Below are 21817 nucleotides of genomic sequence, written 5' to 3'. Positions count from 1 at the left end.
CGATATCGATCTCATAAACCCACCCCTACAGATCCTTGTTTTGATAAATCTATAAATCCTGTTTTTCCTTATTTGCCTTACTCCTATGACATCAACCTTAACCAACCGAGACACCTATCTCGCCCAACTCCTCGCCCTCATCCCACCACCTGCAACACCCCAACTGCTCGAACTGCGTACCCAAGCAGCCGGGTTTCTTCAAGAAGAAACCATTCCCAGTAGCAAAAACGAAGAATGGCGATTTACCGACTTATCCCCGCTCCTCGCGCAGCAATTCATCCATCCCAGCACTCAACTATCCCCAGTCAATATTGATGGGTTCGTCGTTCCCGAAGCCATTGATACCCGCTTAGTCTTTGTAAATGGCATCTACGCGCCGTTACTCTCTAGCTTGGTGAATTTACCTGCTGGCGTATTTATCGGCAACCTCACCGCTGCCAATACCGCCGGATTAGAGGTTGCTAAATATTTAGGCAAACAACCTGGTGGCGAAGAAGTCTTTACGGCGATTAATACGCTTAGCATTAATGAAGCCGCAGTGGTGTGGCTAGCTCCAGATGTCGTCTTTGAGTCCCCAATTCACCTATTATTTATTACTACCGTAGATGATACGGCGATCTCGACTCAACCGCGCACTTTAATCGTGTTAGAACGGGGGAGTAGCGCAAATTTGGTGCAAGAATATCTGCCTACGTCAGCTTCCAGCCACGCTTATTTTAATAACAGCGTTACGGAAATCTGGTTGGGGGAAGCAGCCAAACTCAATCATAGTCGCATTCAAACCGAAGATATTACTGCTATCCATATCGGTAAAACAGCGGTTTCGCAATCTCAGCATAGTGTCTATACTGGTAATGCGATCGAACTCGGTAGCAAACTTGCCCGTCATAATTGGGAAATCTTCCAAATCGGCGCGCAGACTGAAACTTATCTGAATGGGTTGACGATGGTAAATGGCGAACAAGAGTCAGATACTCATAGTGTCATCGCCTTAACTAAGCCCCACGGGATTACCAACCAACTGCATAAATGTATCATAGACGATCTCGCTCATGCGATTTTCAACGGTAAGGTATTTGTGCCCCAAGCCGCCCAACAAACCAATGCAGGCCAGTTAAATCGCAACCTACTACTTTCTGCCAAGGCGCGCATCGATACCAAGCCACAGCTCGAAATTACCGCTGATAACGTCAAATGCTCCCACGGGGCGACAGTCAGCCAACTCGAAGACGATGAGATCTTTTATCTCCAGAGCCGAGGTTTAGATGTCGAAACAGCTAAAATATTACTAATTAACGCTTTTGCTGTAGAGATTATCGATCGAATTCCCGTCGCCTCAGTACGCGAAAAACTAGCTGTCGCAGTAAAAGCATTCAAAGCTAACTAGGAACTGGTAAGCAATGACTAGAGAAAGCCCGATTCTAAGACTGATCCAAAATTTTACAGGAAATGCTGACGACATGACTTTTATCCAAACCAAATCGGGGATTCATACCAAGCAAAGTCTCGCGGATACAGTACGCGCCGATTTCCCTATCCTTCATCGCGAAGTGCATGGTAAGCCCTTAGTTTATCTAGATAATGCCGCAACTTCCCACAAGCCTCATGCTGTCATTCATGCGCTAGAACATTACTACAGTCACTATAATTCTAACGTTCATCGCGGCGTACATACCCTTAGTGCTGAGGCGACAGATGCTTATGAAGGCGCGCGCGAAAAGATTGCCAAATTTGTCAATGCAGCTTCTTCTCAAGAGATTATCTATACCCGTAATGCAACTGAAGCAATTAATTTAGTCGCCTATAGTTGGGGTTTGAGCAATCTGCAACGCGGCGATGAAATAATTCTATCGGTAATGGAACACCATAGCAATCTCATCCCCTGGCAATTAGTCGCTCAAAAAACAGGCGCGCGGCTTCAGTTCGTTCAACTCACGCCAGAAGAAGAGTTTGATTTCGGACATTACCAATCACTAGTTAATGAAAAAACAAAACTAGTGTCTATCGTGCATGTTTCTAACACATTGGGCTGTGTCAATCCGATTAAAGATATCGTCGCTCTCGCCCATCAATACGATGCGAAGGTGTTAGTTGATGCTTGCCAAAGTGCGCCACATTTACCGTTAGATGTCCAGGATTTAGATTGCGATTGGTTGGTGGCTTCGGGTCATAAAATGTGCGCTCCAACTGGAATTGGCTTTTTATATGGTAAGCTAAATTTACTGCGATCGATGCCACCTTTTTTAGGTGGTGGTGAAATGATTGCCGATGTATTTTTAGAAAATGCTACTTATGCCGATTTACCGCATAAATTTGAAGCAGGTACGCCCGCAATTGCCGAAGCGATCGCATTAGGAGCCGCAATCGATTATTTAACTAACATTGGGATGGATAAAATTCATACCTACGAGCAAGAATTAACCGAGTATTTATTCGATAAATTACTGAATATTCCTCAAGTAAAAATCTATGGTCCCAAACCACCTAGAGAACGAGCGGCATTAGCCTCTTTTACATCTGGAGACGTGCATCCTCACGATCTTTCTACTATGTTAGATCAAGCCGGAATTGCCATTCGTGCCGGACACCATTGCACTCAACCGTTGCATCGATTTATCAAGGCTCAATCGACCGCACGGGCGAGTTTGTACTTCTATAATACTAAAGCAGAAATCGATAGTTTTATCGCATCTTTACAAGAATCGATCGAGTTCTTTGACAGTATTTTTAGTTGAAATCTTGATTCGATTTAAAGATGTGGAGCGGCGATTCCCCCCGATCTTGTAAGAAATGTATTGTCTAGATGTGGAAATGTACCAAATCTTTACCAAAAACAGCGATCGGACTAGGCTACCGATCGCGATTTTGAGTTACAATAAAGGTACATAACTACTATATTTGCTATGAGTCTTAATGTCGTCCATTTGGTGGGAAGAGTTGGTGGCGATCCAGAAATGAAATATTTTGAGTCTGGTACTCAGCTCTGCACCCTCACTCTCGCTGTCAATCGTCGTAGCAAAAACCAAGATCAGCCCGACTGGTTCAATCTCAAAATCTGGGGTAAAACTGCCGAGATTGCCAGAAACTACGCTAAAAAAGGCAGCCAAATCGGGATTAAAGGCTCTCTAGAAGTAGAAACTTGGACTGATAAAGCCACCGGAACCGAACGCTCTCGCCCCGTAATTAAGGTGGAAAGTTTAGATCTGCTCGGCTCTAAGCGAGATGCTGCTGAAGCTATGCCAGATTACGGTTAGGGTGTTAAATGCCCTCAAAATATCGGGGAGGGGCAATTCAGAAATTACCTCTCCCCGATGTTTATAGAATTGTTTTGCCAGATCTCAAGATGCAATCCCCGTGAAAAAATGATGGCAGTAAAAGTGCATATTTTCACAATGAGAATTGCTGAAATATGAACGAGATCCCAATCGATCGCAACCTAGATGCTAAAATATTACCCATTCTACAGACTATATACGTAAGTTAGCTAAAACCCTATCCCCTACCCCTTAAAGAATGTTTCGTCTCTCCAGCCAAATCGAGGCAATTTTGTATCTCAAGGGACAACCCCTCGATTTAGCCACGATTGCCGAATGTGCGGGGTGCGATCGCGATGCGGCGGAAACTGCCATGATGGAGTTAATGGATGACTACGCGCACCGAGATAGCGCGCTGGAAGTCGTCGAAACGCCAACTGGTTATACGCTTCAGTTGAGAGCTTCCTTCCAAGCTCTAATTGATAAGATGATTCCCCCGGAAATCGGTACGGGTGCGTTGCGAACTTTGGCGGCGATCGCCATTAAAGGCTCGATTTCCCAAACAGATCTGGTAGAATTGAGAGGAAGTGGAGCTTATCAACACGTTCAAGAATTGGTAGAAGTAGGCTTCGTTCGCAAACGTCGTCAATCTGGAAGTCGATCGTCATTATTGCAAGTTACTGATAAATTTCATCGTACCTACGAACTCAATGACTTACCCATTCTCCAAGTAGCCGCAGTCACTAAAGATCTTGAGGCTAGTATCGAAGCATCGACTCCCATCGAGCTAGCAACTATCGATCCCGATGGGGTGGATCTCCCCACTCAATCTGACTGAAGCTGCCTGCTCTAGCCGCTTACTAGCATCCATTTTGAAAACTAGCTGCGATCGCCTGAATGCGGATAACCGTTCTGAGGGCATAATAACACTAGCGATCCGATCGCTGTCATCCAGCTCGATAACACAGTATGATGGTTATATCGAGTAGTTGGCGTAGCCTCTAACAACAGAGAATCGCTCAAGATCGATCGGTCGCAAACTGGCTCCATCAAACTAAAGTAATAATGGCATTTAATCCTGATTTTCTGGAACGCAAATCTGAAGATGCTCAAGTAAATCAATTACTCAAGTATCTTCAACATCAATCCCCAGAAGTCTTAGCCCAAATTGCTAAGGCGACAACTCCCCAGGTAAAAGATATTATCACTCACAACATTCAGGGTCTGCTGGGAATGTTGCCGAGTGAAGGCTTCAGCGTCCAAGTGACTACAGATCGCGATAACCTGGCAAATCTCTTGGGTTCGGCGATGATGACAGGCTACTTCCTCCGTCAGATGGAACAACGCATGGAACTAGAAGATATGCTGATGGGTTCGAGTTCGGTAGATCGCGAATCTTAATCGAGCGTCGAAACTCGACGCTCGGCTCTGCTGGCGAAGCTCAACTGCGCCAGCTTAAAACCTGCGACTTGACTGGGTTGACAAAATCGCGGTTTTCTGAATCTGCTTTGGTGAATTCCGATCGCAACTGGTAATACCATTTGGCTTGAGTATCCGCATCCCTAATTAGCATTAATGGGGGATCGTACTTGAGTCCAATTTGCTGTTTGACAACCATATCTCGATCTTGTCCCAAAAAGGTCGTAATAAATGGTTGGAGGATCGGCAGCAACGGTTTGAACCAGCCGATGGTAGTATAAAACATCGTGGTGACCTCAGTTTCGGTCTCGGAGATTGGGGTAATTACGGTGAGATTAGCGACGCGATTGGTGTTGGTAATAATTTGCTCGACTCTTACCCCCGGTAACTGAAAAGCAATTTCTACCTCTGCATCGCCGCCGAGTAAGCGATAGAAAAATGTTTGTCGCTCCAGCCGATGGCGGCGCATGGTGAAGCCATAAGGCGAAGGATCGAAGGCTTTGATCTCTGGTGTTAGGATAGCATCCGATCGCCACCACCACGCCCGATGGACGAAGGGAACGTGAGCGGGATCCATCAAGCCGACGACAGCATGATCGATAAAGCAGGGAAACTTCATCGTATAAGTAGATTGATAAACCGCGTCTTCAAACCCAGCCACCACAGGTACGGGATATTTAGGCACGATTTCGCCCCGCTCCTGCTCGGACATATAAATCCAGATATTGCCCTGGGATTCGCACGCGGGGTAGCGACGCACTTGAAACTTACTCAAATCTAGATCCTGGTTGTCATTCAACGCCGGGATGAGCGTACATTGTCCCATTTCGTCAAATCGCCAGCCGTGGTAAGCACATTCAATGGAGGTACCGTCAAATCGTCCACAACTCAACGGAACGGCGCGATGGGGACAAATATCCCTCAGCGCGAAGACTTCGCCACTATGAGTGCGTCCGAACACCATGGGTTCGCCGAGTAACTGTTTGGCAAACATTTGCCCTGGTTTGAGCTGTCGTCCGGGTAAAGCGTAATACCAAATATTTCGGAGGAAATTTTTCTGTTCGGTCACTAGTTTCTCTGGTGTTAACAGCAATTCAACGATTTGCCTGCGAACAGTAAGTTCGGCACTTATAAAGTTTATAGTAGATTGAGTTCGGTCAGCATTACCTAGTTCATGAGCGGTACATATAAAGCTACAGGTATCAATCTTAAAGCTATTCCGATTGGGGAAAACGATCGACTGTTGACAATTCTCACCCGCGAGCGTGGTTTAATAAAAGCGATCGTGCCTGGTGCTAGAAAATCAAACTCTAGTTTGAGCGGACGCAGCGCACTGTTTATGGTAAATAATTTATTAATTGTCAAAGGTCGATCGCTCGACAAAATTACCCAAGCAGAAACGCTCACTATATATGGTAGATCGATCGGGGATTTAGGTAAACTAGCCGCCAGTCAGTATTTAGCCGAAATTGTGTTGGCGCAAGCCTTGAGCGACCATCCGCAAGAGGAATTATATCAATTATTACTGCTCCATTTAGGCAGATTAAATAACCTCGATCTCAACGATAACACGGCGGCGATCGCTCATTTGTGTCAGGGCATTTTTCATCTATTGGCGTTGGGCGGAATTGCGCCCCAGTTATACCATTGCTATGTTACCAGACAAGCGATCGAACCCAATTTTCAGACTATTAACTGGCAAATTGGCTTTTGTATCGAAGCTGGAAGTATCGTCGAGTTAGCAGTAGCCAAAGCAGATCCGAGTATTACCGTCAATTATCGCCTGAACGCACTAGATTTACTGCTGTTCCAGCACTTATCAGATCCTAGCCTCGATCGACTAGAAATAGCAATCGATCGATTTACCCTTGAAACTATCTCAGATTTGGAGCTAGCAGGCGGCTGGAGACGGCTCGAACGGATATTACGTCAATATATTCATTACCACCTTAGCATTCAGATTCGATCGGCAGCATTGATCGATTTATGAGAAGCGGGGAGATGGGAGTAAGAAGTAAGAAGTAAGGAATGAGGATTAAGTAACTTGCGTAGGTTGGGTTGAAGCCCGCGAAACCCAACTCTCTAGGGATGTTGGGTTTCTTCTATGTGCGATCGATAATTTGGTATTTTTTAGATAATTGGTAGTAGCCGCCCCACACTCGCTGTCGAAACCCGCTACACTAAAAGCTGTCAAACCAGACATAGAAGAGGCTTTTGCGATCGCCAGAGACTAAAACTAGCAATTATCATTAATGAGGGATCTAACTACCCGATAGATCCAGATCTAGAGCGAAATATATGTACAGCTACCGAGGATCGGGCTGTCGCGCTCGCTCGGATCGCTTTAAAATAGAAGGTATAAAACATTTTTAGTCTAAAGCATCAACTTTTTAACATCAAACTTTAATTTTTGCGGTTATCACAGCCCTACCTCATTACTCAATGCGATTATCTGATTTTGACAAAGTACCAGAAAGTGAATTGACAGATGCCACAACTACCGGATCCGCCAGCTCAGAAATTCCAGCAGATTCAGTAACGGCAAATGGCGAGGGTACCGAGATCCAAACACATCGCGAGAATTCAGATCTTCAACCAGGATTTTTTACAGTTCTCAAAAATCGCAACTTTGTCACCCTGTGGAGCGGACAGATTTTTTCGCAACTAGCCGATAAAGTCTATGTGGTGCTGATGATTGCGATTATTGAAAGTCAATTTCAGTCAGAAAATCAGAGTATTAGTGGTTGGGTATCGGCGATCCTGATTGCAAACACGATTCCAGCGGTGCTATTTGGCTCTCTGGCGGGGGTCTTTGTCGATCGGTGGCATAAAAAAGAGGTTTTGGTAATTACCAACCTGCTCCGGGGCGGATTGGTGCTAGTCGTACCATTTCTGCTGTGGTTGACGAAGGGGCAAATATTTATAAATTTACCATTGGGGTTTGAAATTCTCTTAGCAGTCACTTTTATGGTGTCTACTTTGGGTCAGTTTTTTAGCCCCGCCGAACAATCAGCAATTTCGATGATTGTCGATAAACCGAATCTTCTGGCGGCAAATTCTCTCTACACCACTACTGCAATGGGTTCGCTAATTGTCGGGTTTGCGATCGGCGAACCCATTTTAGCATTGGCAGATAGTCTGGGCGCAAGTGTGGGTTTGGGCGTAAATATCGGGAAAGAATTATTAGTCGGCACTAGTTATGTAATTGCCGGAATTTTTCTAATTGTGATGCGAACGGGGGAAACCAAGCAAATCCCCACAGGAGACGAGCCACACGTTTTAGCCGATCTTAAAGATGGCATCCGCTATCTGGGAGAGCATAAACAGATCAAAGGCGCACTGATTCAATTGGTAATCATCCAATCGGTCATTGCTTCAATGACCGTAGTTGCCGTGCGGATGGCAGAATTATTACCAGAAATTAAAGCTTCCCAATTTGGCTTTCTGTTAGCCGCTGGTGGTGTAGGTATGGGCTTAGGCGCGGTAGCATTAAGTTATCTCGATCGCAAATTATCTCGCACTCAGTTGAGTCTATATGGTTCGCTAGGAGTAGCATTTTCGTTAATTGGGTTATCATTTTCTCAATCTCTATGGCTGAGTCTATTATGCTTAGTCGGCATGGGCGTATTTAGCGCAAGCGTCATGATTCCGATGCAAACTACCATTCAAGGCGAAACTCCAGAAGAAATGCGCGGTAAAGTATTTGGACTGCAAAACAACGCCATTAACATCGCCCTCAGCCTCCCGCTAGCACTGACCGGAATCGCTGAGACAGCTTTGGGCGTTCCTACAGTATTATTATCTTTAGCCGCAATCTCCGCAATTGGTGGTATATTCACTCAAAAGTACAATTCCGCAGATTAGTTAATTTACCCTATCCCCTTCTAGATGGAACCGATAATTCAACTACGCGGAGTCTCCCAAGCCTTTGGTACTAACGTAATTTTAGATGGCTTGGATCTGGATATTTATCCGGGACAGGGTTTAGGCGTAATTGGGCCATCGGGAACGGGTAAATCGACGATTCTCCGCATCATTGCGGGCTTATTGACTCCAGATGAAGGCGAAATATATATTCGGGGTGAATTGCGGCGCGGATCGATCGAAGATGGTAACGATCCGATTTATATTGGCATGGTATTCCAACAAGCCGCCTTGTTCGATTCGCTTACCGTCGAAGAAAATGTCGGCTTTCGGTTATTTCAACAGTCGCATATTTCTCGCAAACACATTCGCGAACTGGTAGATGCTAAACTAGCCCTAGTCGGAATGGCAGGTGTAGCCGACAGATATCCCGCGCAATTATCTGGGGGGATGCGAAAACGGGTCAGTTTTGCCCGCGCAATTATGGCAAATCCCGAACATCCCGAAGATAATCCAGAGATTCTATTATACGACGAACCAACCGCTGGACTAGATCCGATCGCCTCTACGGTCATTGAAGATTTAGTTCGAGATTTACAAAATGTCGATGATGGTTGCAGTACCTATGTAATGGTAACTCATCAAAATAGTACCATCCGCCGCACTACCGATCGGATCGTGTTTCTCTATCAAGGTAAAGTCCAATGGGATGGTAAAACCGAAGATATCGATACTACAGATAATCCCCTCATTCGCCAATTTTTTAGTGCTAACACCCACGGGCCAATTCATCTCATCGATTGAGAGGGTGTCTGAAAAGCGTAGATCTAAATCCCCCCAACCCCCTTAAAAAGGGGGATTTAGCGGATGCGCGCACGCCTTTGTTCCCCGACGGTTTAGCGGCGTTTTTATTCGGGGGGAACCCCCGAATAAAAAAACGACAAGACAGCGACCCAAATCGCGCTGAGGTTCCCTCAGCGTGCGTTTGGGTCAAGACAGCGCACCAAGCAGGGGGATTTAGATCTACGATCGAAGCAATAAGACTTTTCAGACACCCTCTGAGTTAGGATGACTGTTGCACTCTTGCTGATGGACGATCCAGATCTGGTGCTTACCGCAGATATTGTTGTCAAAATCTAGGTAAGCACCTTTTCAATCGCTACACTTTCACCCCTCTAAAGTCTAAAACCTCAAGCCCTGTTGCTTAATTAATCGGTAATTTAATTACCTGTAAGTTGTTGGACTTTAACTAATAACTCTTGACTCAATTTAACAAAAGATTTAGAACCAGCAGAACCGGGGTTTTCGATAACGACAGGTTGGAAACTATCGATTGCTTTGGCAACATTTACATCCATTGGAATGCGAGTTTGGAAAATTTTACTCTCATCAAAATCTTGAGTTACCCGTTCCATAACGCGATCGTAATATCGGGCAAATAAAGAACTCCCAGACAAAATAAATACCACCCCTAGCAAACTACTTTCCAGACAATTTTTATCGCCTTCATGAGCCTCGCGGAGCTTGGCAATCCGCCGCTCCAATAACTGCATCCCTACGAGTGAAAGCGGTTCGGGGCGGGCGGGCATAATATAAAAATGACTTGCCATAATTCCGCTTCTAGTCAACAGATTGTAACCAGGGGCGCAGTCGAGAATGATAAAATCGTACTCATCGATGACTGGAGCTAAAATATCTTTAATTAAAGAGCCTTCAAATCCATTCCAGACATCAATAAAGTCGGTATTAGGATTGTTGAGAGTTTCTTCATGCAGTTTTTCAGATACTAGAAACTCATCATAAATATCGATGTCGCCAGCTAATAAATCTAGTCCTTTCACCCAACAAACATCGGTAGTAATCAGATCTTTGGTTTCAAATTTATAGCGGCTACTCGGTTTGAGCACTTTGGCGATCGAATACGAGATCGTCTTTTTCTCGCGGCGAATTTTGGCAAAATCTTGAGGTGTAACTAGGCTCAGAGTAGCACTGATCTGGGTGTCGAGATCGACAACTAAAACGCGCTTCCCGGCTAGTTTGGCAAGACAAGCAGCCAGATTGACGGTGAGGGTGGTTTTACCAACACCTCCTTTCATATTGACAGTGGCGATAACTAGTCCCATGATGTATCTAAAGTAGCCCCCTGACTTGAGTGTGAGGTAACGAAAGTACCGCTAATATCATAGTTGGTTTCGATCGGTTTACGATCGACTCAGACCATTGTAGCTGACATAATTTTACTTGAGAGCGATTGGCAATCGATCGCCGCTGAAGGCTCTAAACTACTCTAACCATATTTATGAAAAAATATTTAGCTTTATTCACGGCAATTGCTTTAGCAATTTATTTATTATTTGGATCTCCTACAAGTGCGATTCCACCAGGAAATGCATATACAGAATCTGAGGAGTTTTTATATAATATGCAGCAAGAATTAATCGCTAAAATTAGTAATTCTCGCGATAAACAGCGGCTGATGGCAGCCGATCGAGCCTGGATTAAATTTCGCGATGCTGAGGTAAATTTTTACGGTCGATATTATGCTAATAGTCAGGGTGGATTAGCCCTCAAGGCTAAACTGACTGAGGGGCGCGCTATTTATTTTCAGTCGATGCTCAAGCAATTGCCACAACAAAAAGGTCAAGATATCGGGCCGATTTGAACTGGTTAAATTTGAGGTTTAAAATTTAGCAGTTTGCTCGTGCATAAATGTTTGAGATTATCCCAATGAGGATCGGTGTAGACTTCGATTTCATTGAGGAGTGTTATGGAAAGTGCCAAAATACCGATCGGCAGCACGCTCGACGAACGCTATGAGCTTATCGAACTATTGGGTGAAGGGGGGAGCGGTAGTACCTACAAAGCGATTCGACTGGCAGATCGCGTCATTGTCGCGATTAAAATGCTCTCATTGCGCCATCTCAATGACTGGAAACAGCTCGAACTATTCGAGCGCGAAGCCAAGGTACTCTCGCAACTCAACCACCCTCAGATTCCCCAATATTTGGAGTATTTTCACATCGATACTCCCGACAATCGGGCATTTTATATCGTACAACAACTCGCACCTGGTCGGCCGCTGACGGAGTGGGTGCAGTCTGGCTGGCGAGGTACCGAAGCTGAGATTCGCGATATTGCCAGTCAGTTGTTAGCAATTTTGCAATATCTCCATCATCAATCGCCACCACTGATTCATCGCGATCTCAAACCTCACAATATCATCCGCGATGATGATGGGCGCATATTTCTAGTCGATTTTGGTGCGGTGCAGGATGTGTATAACAACACGCTGCTCAAAGGTAGCACTGTGGCTGGTACTTATGGCTATATGGCTCCAGAACAGTTTCGGGGTGATGCGGTACGTGCGAGCGATTTATATGGCTTAGGTGCCACTATTTTATACCTCTTAACTCATCGATCGCCTGCGGATCTACCTCAAGAACGATTGAAGCTAAATTTTCGCAGCCATGTAAATATTAGCAACCATTTTGCTGACTGGCTGGAGACAATGCTAGAGCCGGATACATCCGCACGATTCTCATCCGCTCGTGTGGCTTTAAGTAACTTAGAAAAACAGCATTGGTTTAGCAAGCGGCGCAACACTAAATTTAATTCCTCCTGGATAAATGTCGCAGTTGCCACAATTATCTTATCGATTTCGGTACCGCTAATTTATGAATATCGCCATACTGTTGCCGCCAGAATTGGTTTACCTGTTACCGATATTTGTTATGCGATTCGGAATGACGATGTGGAATCGCTGCATCGATACCTCGATCGAGGAGTGAGTGTCAATGCTACTGTTGAAATTAACCAAGGTTGGGATAGTGAAGAATCACGTTCTAATGGTTATTTTGTTAATGGTTCGATGCTAGATTGTGCGATCGAGCATCGGAAAGATGAAATAGTTGCAGATCTACTCAAACATGGTGCAGATCCTAATTTAGGTAATAATTACAGCACGCCATTACATCGGATAGTCAATTTTAGTTATTCTTGTGCAGAGGAAGGAGATAGCTACTGTCTTGCTCATGGTTTCAAGATAGTGGATTATTTACTGAATTATCAAGCAAAAATTGATGCGGAAGATCGCGATCGCAATACACCACTTGCGATCGCAATTAAAGCGAATAACAACGATCTTGCTAAATTTTTAATATCGAAAGGTGCTGATGTAAATAAAGTCAGTAGCAACGATAGTTCGCCGCTAATACTAGCGATCGATAATAATGAAAAAGATAATCTAGAGCTTGTAAAAATTTTACTTGTCAAAGGTGCCGATCCGAATATTCCTAATGATAATGGTGAGACACCGTTAATGAGGGCGATCTTTTATGCTGACGGACATTTAACTCGTACATCTGATGCTACTTTGCTAAAAACGATCGAGTTACTACTATCGAAAGGTGCCGATCCTAATCTTGTCGATCGAGATGGAAATACCGCATTACATTATCTTGCCAAACTCGACAATATTAATTACCAGTGCATAAATAACAAATCTCTGGCAGCTCGCATCTTCGACTTACTCATTCAATATAGGGTAGATCGTAAGGCGATCGTTAATAAAGAGGGCAATACAGCTTTACATGTATTAGCCGATAAAAAAGATTTACATCCGATTGTCGATCGGATGATTGAATCCGGCTGGGATCCGCTTAAAAAGAATCGGGGTGGTAAAAATGCCCTGGAATTAAAAAAAGCAGCTAAATCCATCTCATCTGAATGTGAAAGGCAGGTGGAACCTAATGAATAACATTGCTATATTTTTAGAAAATCGTTATCGAATTTTAGACGTATTAGGTGAAGGCGGTTGTGGTAAAACTTATCGCGCTGTGGATGAAGCTTGTCAAGCTGAAGTTGCTATTAAAGTATTAAACTTGCGAGGAATGAGCGATTGGAAAACACTAGAATTATTCGATCGCGAAGCCAAAATTCTCGCCCAGTTAGAACATCCAGCCATTCCCCGCTATTTAGATTTCTTTCAGACTGAGATCGCTGGTGAAGAGGTTTTTTGTCTGGTTCAAGCAATTGCGCCAGGACGATCTTTAGCGAGCTGGATAGAATCAGGTTATATTTTTAATAGCATAGAGTTACGCAACATTGCCACCCAAATTTTAGAGATTTTAATTTATCTTCAGACATTTACGCCCCCAATTATCCATCGCGATCTCAAACCTCAAAACTTAATCTGGAGAGAGTCGGGTAATATTTATCTAATAGATTTTGGAGCCGTGCGTGACACATATCATCTCACGGTGACAGGTGGCAGTACGATCGTCGGAACGTATGGTTATATGGCTCCCGAACAATTTCGCGGACAAGCGGTGTTAGCAACCGATTTATATGGCTTGGGAACGACATTATTATATCTGGCATCTGGGAAAGATCCGGCAGATTTTCCGATCGAACAGATGAAGATCGATTTCCGCGATGCTCTTTCAGATCGACTTCACCAACGAGTCAAAATATCACCCAATTTTATTGATTGGCTCGATGGATTATTAGAGCCAATTCCTGAAGATCGTTATCGCAGTGCCGCACGCGCTCTAGCCGCTCTAAATGGCAAAAATACTGTCAAAACTCGTCATCCCAAACACCCCATTACCCAAATCGAGCGACAGGGTGAAACGATGAAAATTGTCATCCTGCCGATTTGGTTAAAGACAGATCGTAGTCAGCGACATTTTTTCACTGCAATATCATTAATATTACTGGCGATCGGTATTTTTGGGCTGATGACATCAGCCTCTTTAAATCAAATACCGGGGCTATTTTGTTTGTGTTTACTATTAGAAATAGTACTAATTTCAGGTTCGATCCGAATACTATGGCATTACTATAATAATGTTAGATGTCAGCATGAAATAGAAATAACCAAGCAAAATGTAATTTGCACGACAAAAATAGATGAAGTATCTATCTCTCAACGGATAATTAAGCTTAAAGACATCGAACACGTTAATTGCCCGAAAATAAGTAGATTAAATTTCAAGAGTGGCATCGAATTAAGTGTCTCTACTAAACGACACTTTCAGCTTAAATGTGATGAAGAAGAGACTACTTTTTTACCTCTGTATACTTTTGGTCGTTATCTAGATCGTGCTGAGAAAATATGGTTGGCATGTGAAATTTTAGAGCAGATTCAGTATCTCGATCCTGAAACAGACCGAATTTTTTATTAATTAAGTAAATTTTCCACGATCGCCGCTAATTTATCAGCCGCACCTGCTTCGCCGCGAACTTGGCGTAAATCCGATCGCATGGCGGCTAATTTTTCGGGATGTTCGAGATAATCGATCGTAAATTCAGCGACGGTTTTGGCATCTAAATTACCAACTAATTCGGGGACTATTTCTCGTTTCGCCCAAATATTCGGCCATGCAAATTTATAATTACCCATATTCCGATAGGCGATCGTATTGACGATTTTGGCGATCGGCGAACCAATTAGGGGTAAATTAACTAATATCCCTGGTAGCCCGTCCCAAGCGCGCATGGCATCCATTTGTTGCAAAGCGATTAAAACGATCATTGGTACTCCTAACCCGCCTAATTCTGCCGTATTTGCCCCCACTGTGGTCAAACATAAGGTACATTGACTCAACCAATCGTAAGCCGGAAATTCAGTATGTAACTCTACTTTTAATCCGGTGGCTGTCTGAAGATAAGGAATTATTTCATTATCTTCTAGAGTTGCGGTGGCACCATTTACCAGGGCAATAATCGGATTTTTACTAGGATCGGCATAACTCGCTAAAGTTTGCAGATCGATCGTTGGTGCGACGGGAATAGCAAATTTTATGTGAGGGTTAGCCGCTTGAATATATTCGGCAATCGCCAGCATCAATGGCAATCCCATCCCTAGTTTGGCCGATTTAGATCCGGGCAATAATCCAATTGTAATATCCTCAGAATTGCGATCGATTCGTTCGGGATTGAGGCTAGTTTGAGTCTCCACCATTAAGTCACCAACTACGGTAAATCGATCGAGATATTTTGGTTTGACTTTAGTAGTTACTTCGGCATTCATGACGGCAAATCGATCGATTAAATTATGCCATCTTGCCGTCCACTCGGCATAGACAACCGTTTGATAACCCAAACGTTTACCGATTACAACCGGAAAAAACTGATCGCCACCTAGAAAAATTACGATTCCCCGTTCTCGCCACTCCCAATTTTTGGCAGTTTTACCCCATACTAAAAACTGAGTAAAATGCTCGGCACCTTGGGCGCGATCGATCTCTGGATAACTGGTTAAAATTTGGACTTCTTTACCACTCGCATTCGGACAAGGTGATAAAATTGCGGAAATTCGCACGATAGATCGATCGTTACCTAATTTGGCGCGTAAAGCTCTGACGACGGGACGTACCCATGTCGTGACTTCGCCCGGTGCGTTAGAGAGAATGATAATATCGATCGGTTCAATAGCAGTCATGTTTAGTTTACTTACTCCCTTGCTAGTGTCGAATTAGGCAACTAGAGTAGTGAGTGAATAGTGAATAGTGGATAGTGAATAGTAGATTCAACACGATTTGGTTAGTAAAATAAGTTGTCTCATATTAGTCCGCGTAGGCGGACTGCGCTTCATGTGCCACGGCTTCAATTGTAGGCATTTCGGCGATTAGTTCTTCTAATATAGGTATTTTGCGCGATCGTTGGGCGATCGTGTCTAGCGGAACTTTAAAATATCTTGCAGCACGAGTCATATCAAAAGATAACAGTCGATCTTCACCGCGATCGAGAGTTTTTTGGGGTTTTGATGGTTGAATTCCTTGTGCTTTCAAAAGTTCGCCAGCCAAAGCGCGCGCTAATAGCGGCGGTACGCTATTCCCAATTTGACGACAGCCGTGCCATTTTGTCCCATGTAGGCGGAACCAATCGGGGTAAGAATGCAGTCTCGCTGCCTCTCGCACGGTGATTACCCGTGGGCAGGTAGGGTGGATCGGACGGGGCGAGGTATGCGCCCCGCGTGCGCTATCTGTGCCCGCTCGGAGCGTATTACAAAGCCCCTGCGGATCGAGTCTGCGAAAGTGGCTGATTTTCTCAGTTTTGCCCGGAACTGTTGCCTCAAAACGGGCGATCGAAGCAGGAGTATGCTGGGTTCTGATACTACAGGTTAGCAGATGCGGATCGAATTTTCGCGGGTAACTATAATCGTCGAGATCTGGCTCTAACCCGCGTAATTTACGTGCATACGTGCTAGTTGTCTCCCATTTTACCGCCACCGAATCCGTCGCCCATAATGCCTCAAAACTATCTGAATTTGGCAAATCGGCGATCGCTTCCCCAACTGTAATCCGCTCTCGTTGCGGCTGCGGATAACCAGGAGACTTTTCGCCCCGGCGGGTACCGACTAAAAATAACCGCTTTCGATCCTGCGGTACGCCATAATCGGCGGCATTGAGTACTTTATATGGCATTAACACCTCATAACCAGCTTCACCCAACGCGGCAATTAGTTCTTTGAGAAACTGCGCGTGTTGTCCGAGTGTCAAGCCTTTAACATTTTCAAAGACGCAATATTTAGGGTTTAGTTCTTTAACAATCCGCACGTAATGAAATACTAACTGATTGCGCGGATCGTCAAACATCCGTTTGCCCATGAGCGAAAAACCTTGACAAGGCGCACCACCCATGACGACATCGATATCTCGATCGCCTAATTTAGCTTGGTGGCGGATTTCAGTCCCGGTGAGATCGGTAACGCTGGCGCAAATTGTCGCAGTATTGGGAAAATTATATTCATGCGTCGCACAATGAATCGGATCGATTTCTACAGCGGCGACAATATCGAATCCAGCTTGCTCGAAACCCAGTGACATCCCGCCAGCACCCGCAAACAGGTCGATTCCGATCGGTCTAGTCATTTCGATGGTTGGGGTCAGTACTGAATTATCTTAGCAGTAGTGAGGATGTTCTGTTTTAGCAATTTTACGATTGTTTAGATGTCAGATTACTTAAAGATATTTGGTGGTGCGTCGAAGCGGAGAAACATCGAGAAGACGTTATCGGCAACGCCCGATCGAGCATTCTGGGAATTTACACCGAGATCGACTTCATTTCGATTCCAGCCGAGCGAGAGCGTGGGACTATTCTTGCCACCCAGGCGGATACTCGCACTGGCACCAAAGGGCGATCGAGTCGGGTTATTATTAACTGGGGTATAGTAACCCGATACAACGAGTCCGTCGCTAATTTTCCATGTAGCATTAGTCGATAACAAATTGCCGATCGAATTATTGAGTCCGGTAGCCTGAAAATAAGTCGTACCCAAAATGACATTACCTAAACCCAGCCGCGCACCAACATTAACATAACTATTGGCAGAGCGAAAACTCACGGCATCAAAGATTTTGGCACCATCGATCGCATAGTTAATCCCCGCAGAAAGGTTAAGATTATAAGCCGGATTTTTACCCAAATCGATCTGCTTGGAGATTGTCCCGACGAGTTTACTGTAGTATTCGGAATCGGGGTTAATATAGCCGATCGCGCTGAGATTATAGCTCAATCCATTCGGTTCGACCTTGGTAAAATCCACGCCGACGTAAGCTTTATCGGCACTGGTACTATCGCTACTGCCATTGGGATTGACAATCAATCCGGTATAGTAACGCAATACCGAATCTTGAGTCGTAACATTACCAGTCGCACTCAGATGGGGATAATAATTAGTCCGTTCGCGAACTGTAGTAGTAGTGATGCTATTGACATCTCGCTCATATCGTGTTAAGTAAGTTTGGACGTAGGCATTGTTGATACCTGATGTATCGAAAGCACTCCGATCTACTAATGCGTTAACTTGAATGTTACTCTCCACACCGCCTTCACCACCAGCCGATAACACGATCCGTTCGGGGCCAGTCGGTTGAAAAAACTGCTTGCCTAGTAATACATTGCGATTGATGACTGGCGAGAACCCAATCCAAATGCCTTCATAGTTAGAGCTAGAAATCTCCTTGCCGTTGGGGGTCTTCCCACGACCGATGCCGCTATAGTAGGCGGTAAAACTATTGTCTGGTGTCCGATTGTTATTGGCGGCTAAGACTAAAGTCCGCTCGACTGCTGTAGAACCGCCCTTTTTACCCGGTCTTAAAGATGGTTCCAGGTCGGGTAATAATTCGGTGGCGGCTTGAATCCCGGCAATCCAGCCCGTATTCCGATCGCCTGAGATATAGTTAAACCCGCGTACCGTGCGCGCGATCGCGGTATCGGTACCATTAGCAAAAATTGTTTGATGGATGCGGCCGACTGAAACCATCGGGACAGTGAAACTACCTTCAAATCGATCGAATTTATTCTCTTGTGCCTGAGTATTGCCTGCTGCGGTACCAACGCGGGGAAAATAGAAATCTAAACCCAATTGTTGACCGTTGGCACCACTTTGAAATCCCGGTGCCTTAATTGCGGCTAAAGTTTCGGCTGTCGCTACCTCTCCAAATTCTGATGTGACCGCAAACCGAGTCGGGAGCAATTGCTGTTGGTCGATCGTCGCCTCGTCGGTCTTAATACCGGGGACGAAGGTACAAACTAGTTTTTGACCTGTAGCAGAAAGTTTTGGGCTGCCATTCGCGTTAGGCAGACAGTCGCCCACAAAAGAGATTTGCTGGCGCATTCCAAAGACAGTTTCGGGGGCGATCAGCGATGTCGTTACTTCTCGCTGCTGGCCTACCGTTCTAAGTTGACTGTAGTTACTGCGGTAGTCGAGCCGATAGATCCGATTGTTAGAGACGCTCTCGACAATCTTGGGTACGTACAGACCAGTCGTATTTACACTTACATTCGTACTGCGGCGATTGCCTGCTTCGGCACCGCCAGTGATTTCGTATTGACTCCGGTGGTTGAGCGGTACATCGTTGACTACTATCTGCGTAAAAGTCGGACTCACCCGATCGAGTGGGAGTTCTCGCGGGGGAATCAAATAGCGCGGATCTGGTGCGGCTACTGCTTCTGGCTTCACCTTGGGCAGGGGGATCGGCGACCCATTTGGCGATGGTGTAACGGGGTTCGTAGGTGGTGAGATCGGCGGAATAAACGGACGATCTGTTTGGAACTGCACGCTGCCCGGTAGTGCTGGCTTTGGTGCAAATAGTTCGCTCGGCTGAATCGTCGTGGGGAAAGATGGATCGAAGCCAGGAATATTTCTCCAGAAATCCAAATTTTTAATAATAGCTAGCGTTTCTTCGAGCGATAAAAATCGCTGTTCGCTTGTTTGAGCGACTAGATTAGGATTAAAATCGCACGATGTTTTTGCTGGCGATAGTAATCGATTCGATTGAATTTCTGAAGGTAACAAACAGCGATTTTCGGAATCGATCGCTGAATTTTTTGCTAATTTAGATTGAGGTTGAGTGCTGAGATCGATGCTCGGACTATCTACACCTTCGGCAAGGGCAGTTTGAGTTGGTTCTAATAATAGATAACTAGTTAAAATTATCGAGTATGTAGTCCATAGCCAACGACTTTCTCTAGGAGAAACCTTGCTAATAGTCCGATCGGGTGTTAGATTAGGAGTATACAACCAGAGTTTTAGCATATCGATCTCATTACTTGAAAATTCACTCAATTTTGTTAACAAAATCGGGTTTAGGTGGATGCTTGTTAAATAGATTTGTCAAATATAATCGATCGAATGCTCAAAATCTGGCTCGATCGCCAACAAGATAGATCGAGCAAATATCTTGCAGATAATGTCTCGATTACAAAGTTATTAATTTAATTTTGATGAGTTCGATCGAGTCCGAGATGTCGATCGGGATCGGTTATTTAAGGAACCTCGATCGATTAAGGCATTACAGTTACTACCTGAGTATTGTTTCCCGCTGAATTATCAATTCTTATCGATGTGGATCTAACCGGGTTAGTTGCTGCCGTATTTAGCTCGGTTGCCGACTCAGCACCGACTCGATAACCCACAATAGTAGGATCGTCAGGATTGGGGACGACGGTTATGGTGCCTGCGCTGCCAATTGCTGAAGCCGCAGTTTCCGTACCAGTAATACTGGCAGTTCCCGCCGCCGAATTTTTGCCAACCGCGATCGCCGCAGATACACTATCGATTCTGGTACCAACATAGCTAACCGCAACCACTCCAACCGTGCGAGTACCATCGGCACGCGCCACAATCGCCGTCGAGGAGATCGCCAGACTAGATATAATCGCGATTTCGATCGCCCGTTTGAGTACGACTTTCATTTGTTGCCAAGATGGAGATGAAGGGTAATTAGAGATCTGACTAGCTATTTAAAAACTAGCCAGATCCACTCGAACAGTTCGCTCTAGTTAGATCGAGCTATTCGAGCGCGGACTAAGGAATAATGATTCCCTGAGTACCGAGACGGAGGTTGGGGGCAGAAACGAACTCGTTACCTTGAGCGGTATCGAGGTTATTCTCTGCAAATACTTCATAGTTAACTTCACTAGCATTCAGCCCGGCAACATCGAGATCGCCCGCGCTACCAACAGCAACTGCAGAAATATTGTCAGCAGTAGTACGAGCTGTAGTAATCGCACTGTCTTTACCCACAGCCACTGCACCAGCAGTAGCTTCGATACGGTTGCCAGCACTGAACTGAGCGGAGATACTACCAGCCGCGCCACCTTGTCCGGCATGAGCGGGGTTAGCTACTGCACCAGCAGCTAAGATTAAACCAGTCGCAAATAAGATCGAAGCTTTCATGATTTTGTCCTTGATTGATACTGAATGTGTTGATAGATCGTTGCCGATCTGAGTTGTTACTAGCTGTAACGTTTTAGTTTGCTAGTTGGAGTAAATAACCTGATTGGCAAGATCGATTTTACAAATCGATAGTGCGAGATCGAGTTATTAAGGGAGGGTAACGCCAGTAATTGGAGCCAGTGATGCGGAGTTACCACCGCCAAATTGGTTGGTTTGATTGGCAGCGATAGTATCAACTTCAACAAAGCCAAGATACTCAGCAGTGGCTTTGTTAGCATCGGTGAGCGTGGCAGTACCAGCAGCACCAATGGCAGAAGTACGAGTTTCACCACCAGCAGCAGTCTCAGTCAAGCTAGTAGCGGCTGCAAAGTTTTTACCAACAGCAACGGAACTAGACAAACGAGCTACATCGGGAGTAGTTGCGGGCAAAGGGCCGATCGCACTGTTAGTAGTAGCAAATTTGATGCTGACGCTACCAGCCGCGCCGCCTTCACCAGCTTGTGCAGCGGTGCCGGAAGCAACCAAAGCACCAGCAACCAAAACTAGACCAGCCGCAAACTTGAGTGAATTTTTCATGATTAATTTTCGATTC

Annotated in this window: 20 protein-coding genes; 11 read left to right on the top strand and 9 right to left on the bottom strand. The window is 45.0% G+C overall.

Annotation, left to right across the window (positions count from 1 at the left end):
• Positions 1-85 precede the first annotated feature (85 nt).
• The 4 genes from sufD (at position 86) to scpB (ending at position 4092) form a co-directional block, all read left to right on the top strand.
• The gene (sufD, locus tag RMO79_RS03990) at positions 86-1387 is read left to right on the top strand and encodes a Fe-S cluster assembly protein SufD (protein WP_310481765.1); all 1302 of its coding nucleotides are present in this window, start codon (positions 86-88) and stop codon (positions 1385-1387) included.
• A 73-nt stretch (positions 1388-1460) separates the two neighbouring features.
• Positions 1461-2735, top strand: a complete 1275-nt coding sequence (locus tag RMO79_RS03985) for a SufS family cysteine desulfurase (protein WP_310481807.1) — start codon at positions 1461-1463, stop codon at positions 2733-2735.
• Between the two features lie 168 nt (positions 2736-2903).
• Positions 2904-3254, top strand: coding sequence for a single-stranded DNA-binding protein (locus tag RMO79_RS03980; protein ID WP_295613768.1), 351 nt, complete (start codon positions 2904-2906; stop codon positions 3252-3254).
• Positions 3255-3513: 259 nt separating this feature from the next.
• Complete coding sequence (gene scpB / locus RMO79_RS03975; protein WP_310481764.1) at positions 3514-4092, top strand: SMC-Scp complex subunit ScpB; 579 nt, start codon at positions 3514-3516, stop codon at positions 4090-4092.
• 41 nt (positions 4093-4133) lie between these two features.
• On the opposite strand, the gene RMO79_RS03970 is transcribed toward scpB, so the two are convergent.
• The gene (locus RMO79_RS03970; RefSeq protein ID WP_310481763.1) at positions 4134-4304 is read right to left on the bottom strand and encodes a hypothetical protein; all 171 of its coding nucleotides are present in this window, start codon (positions 4302-4304) and stop codon (positions 4134-4136) included.
• A 15-nt stretch (positions 4305-4319) separates the two neighbouring features.
• Between RMO79_RS03970 and RMO79_RS03965 the strand changes: the two genes are divergently transcribed.
• Positions 4320-4655 carry a DUF760 domain-containing protein gene (locus RMO79_RS03965; protein WP_310481762.1) on the top strand — a complete coding sequence of 112 codons (336 nt, stop codon included), beginning with the start codon at positions 4320-4322 and terminating at the stop codon, positions 4653-4655.
• A gap of 40 nt (positions 4656-4695) precedes the next feature.
• Here RMO79_RS03965 and RMO79_RS03960 read toward each other — a convergent pair whose 3' ends face one another.
• Positions 4696-5742: an aromatic ring-hydroxylating dioxygenase subunit alpha gene (locus RMO79_RS03960; protein ID WP_310481760.1), complete on the bottom strand. Its 1047-nt coding sequence runs from the start codon at positions 5740-5742 to the stop codon at positions 4696-4698.
• 105 nt (positions 5743-5847) lie between these two features.
• On the opposite strand from RMO79_RS03960, the gene recO reads away from it, so the two are divergent.
• The 3 genes from recO (at position 5848) to RMO79_RS03945 (ending at position 9341) form a co-directional block, all read left to right on the top strand.
• Positions 5848-6663 (top strand): DNA repair protein RecO, encoded by an 816-nt coding sequence (recO, locus tag RMO79_RS03955; protein ID WP_310481759.1) that lies wholly within the window; start codon positions 5848-5850, stop codon positions 6661-6663.
• A gap of 452 nt (positions 6664-7115) precedes the next feature.
• A complete protein-coding gene (locus RMO79_RS03950) occupies positions 7116-8537 on the top strand; it encodes an MFS transporter (RefSeq protein ID WP_310481757.1) in 1422 nt (473 codons plus the stop codon).
• A 24-nt stretch (positions 8538-8561) separates the two neighbouring features.
• On the top strand, positions 8562-9341 hold the full coding sequence (locus RMO79_RS03945) for an ATP-binding cassette domain-containing protein (RefSeq protein ID WP_310481756.1): 780 nt from the start codon (positions 8562-8564) through the stop codon (positions 9339-9341).
• A gap of 416 nt (positions 9342-9757) precedes the next feature.
• Here RMO79_RS03945 and RMO79_RS03940 read toward each other — a convergent pair whose 3' ends face one another.
• Entirely contained in the window at positions 9758-10660 is a 903-nt protein-coding gene (locus RMO79_RS03940; protein ID WP_310481755.1) for a ParA family protein, read from the bottom strand.
• A gap of 176 nt (positions 10661-10836) precedes the next feature.
• Between RMO79_RS03940 and RMO79_RS03935 the strand changes: the two genes are divergently transcribed.
• The 3 genes from RMO79_RS03935 (at position 10837) to RMO79_RS03925 (ending at position 14722) form a co-directional block, all read left to right on the top strand.
• Positions 10837-11199, top strand: coding sequence for a lysozyme inhibitor LprI family protein (locus RMO79_RS03935; RefSeq protein WP_310481754.1), 363 nt, complete (start codon positions 10837-10839; stop codon positions 11197-11199).
• Between the two features lie 105 nt (positions 11200-11304).
• Positions 11305-13293: a protein kinase domain-containing protein gene (locus tag RMO79_RS03930; RefSeq protein WP_310481753.1), complete on the top strand. Its 1989-nt coding sequence runs from the start codon at positions 11305-11307 to the stop codon at positions 13291-13293.
• Positions 13286-14722, top strand: a complete 1437-nt coding sequence (locus tag RMO79_RS03925) for a serine/threonine-protein kinase (protein WP_310481752.1) — start codon at positions 13286-13288, stop codon at positions 14720-14722. Before RMO79_RS03930 ends, RMO79_RS03925 begins: the two co-directional genes overlap by 8 nt.
• Here the strand turns inward: RMO79_RS03925 and RMO79_RS03920 are convergent.
• The 6 genes from RMO79_RS03920 to RMO79_RS03895 form a co-directional block, all read right to left on the bottom strand.
• Positions 14719-15981 carry a lipid-A-disaccharide synthase gene (locus RMO79_RS03920; RefSeq protein ID WP_310481751.1) on the bottom strand — a complete coding sequence of 421 codons (1263 nt, stop codon included), beginning with the start codon at positions 15979-15981 and terminating at the stop codon, positions 14719-14721. The two genes, RMO79_RS03925 and RMO79_RS03920, sit on opposite strands and share 4 nt — an antisense overlap.
• A 124-nt stretch (positions 15982-16105) precedes the next feature.
• Complete coding sequence (locus RMO79_RS03915) at positions 16106-17413, bottom strand: DNA cytosine methyltransferase (RefSeq protein ID WP_310481750.1); 1308 nt, start codon at positions 17411-17413, stop codon at positions 16106-16108.
• Between the two features lie 86 nt (positions 17414-17499).
• On the bottom strand, positions 17500-20082 hold the full coding sequence (locus RMO79_RS03910) for a hypothetical protein (RefSeq protein WP_310481749.1): 2583 nt from the start codon (positions 20080-20082) through the stop codon (positions 17500-17502).
• A 248-nt stretch (positions 20083-20330) separates the two neighbouring features.
• Positions 20331-20741, bottom strand: coding sequence for a hypothetical protein (locus RMO79_RS03905; protein ID WP_310481748.1), 411 nt, complete (start codon positions 20739-20741; stop codon positions 20331-20333).
• Positions 20742-20853: 112 nt separating this feature from the next.
• Positions 20854-21225 (bottom strand): hypothetical protein, encoded by a 372-nt coding sequence (locus RMO79_RS03900; RefSeq protein WP_310481747.1) that lies wholly within the window; start codon positions 21223-21225, stop codon positions 20854-20856.
• A 147-nt stretch (positions 21226-21372) separates the two neighbouring features.
• The gene (locus RMO79_RS03895; protein WP_310481746.1) at positions 21373-21801 is read right to left on the bottom strand and encodes a hypothetical protein; all 429 of its coding nucleotides are present in this window, start codon (positions 21799-21801) and stop codon (positions 21373-21375) included.
• Between the last annotated feature and the right edge of the window lie 16 nt (positions 21802-21817).

The organism is Chamaesiphon sp. VAR_48_metabat_403 (assembly GCF_031422475.1).
Classification (GTDB): Bacteria; Cyanobacteriota; Cyanobacteriia; order Cyanobacteriales; family Chamaesiphonaceae; genus Chamaesiphon.
Note: the sequence above shows the minus strand (reverse complement) of the source record. Positions and strands in the feature narration are given on the sequence as shown.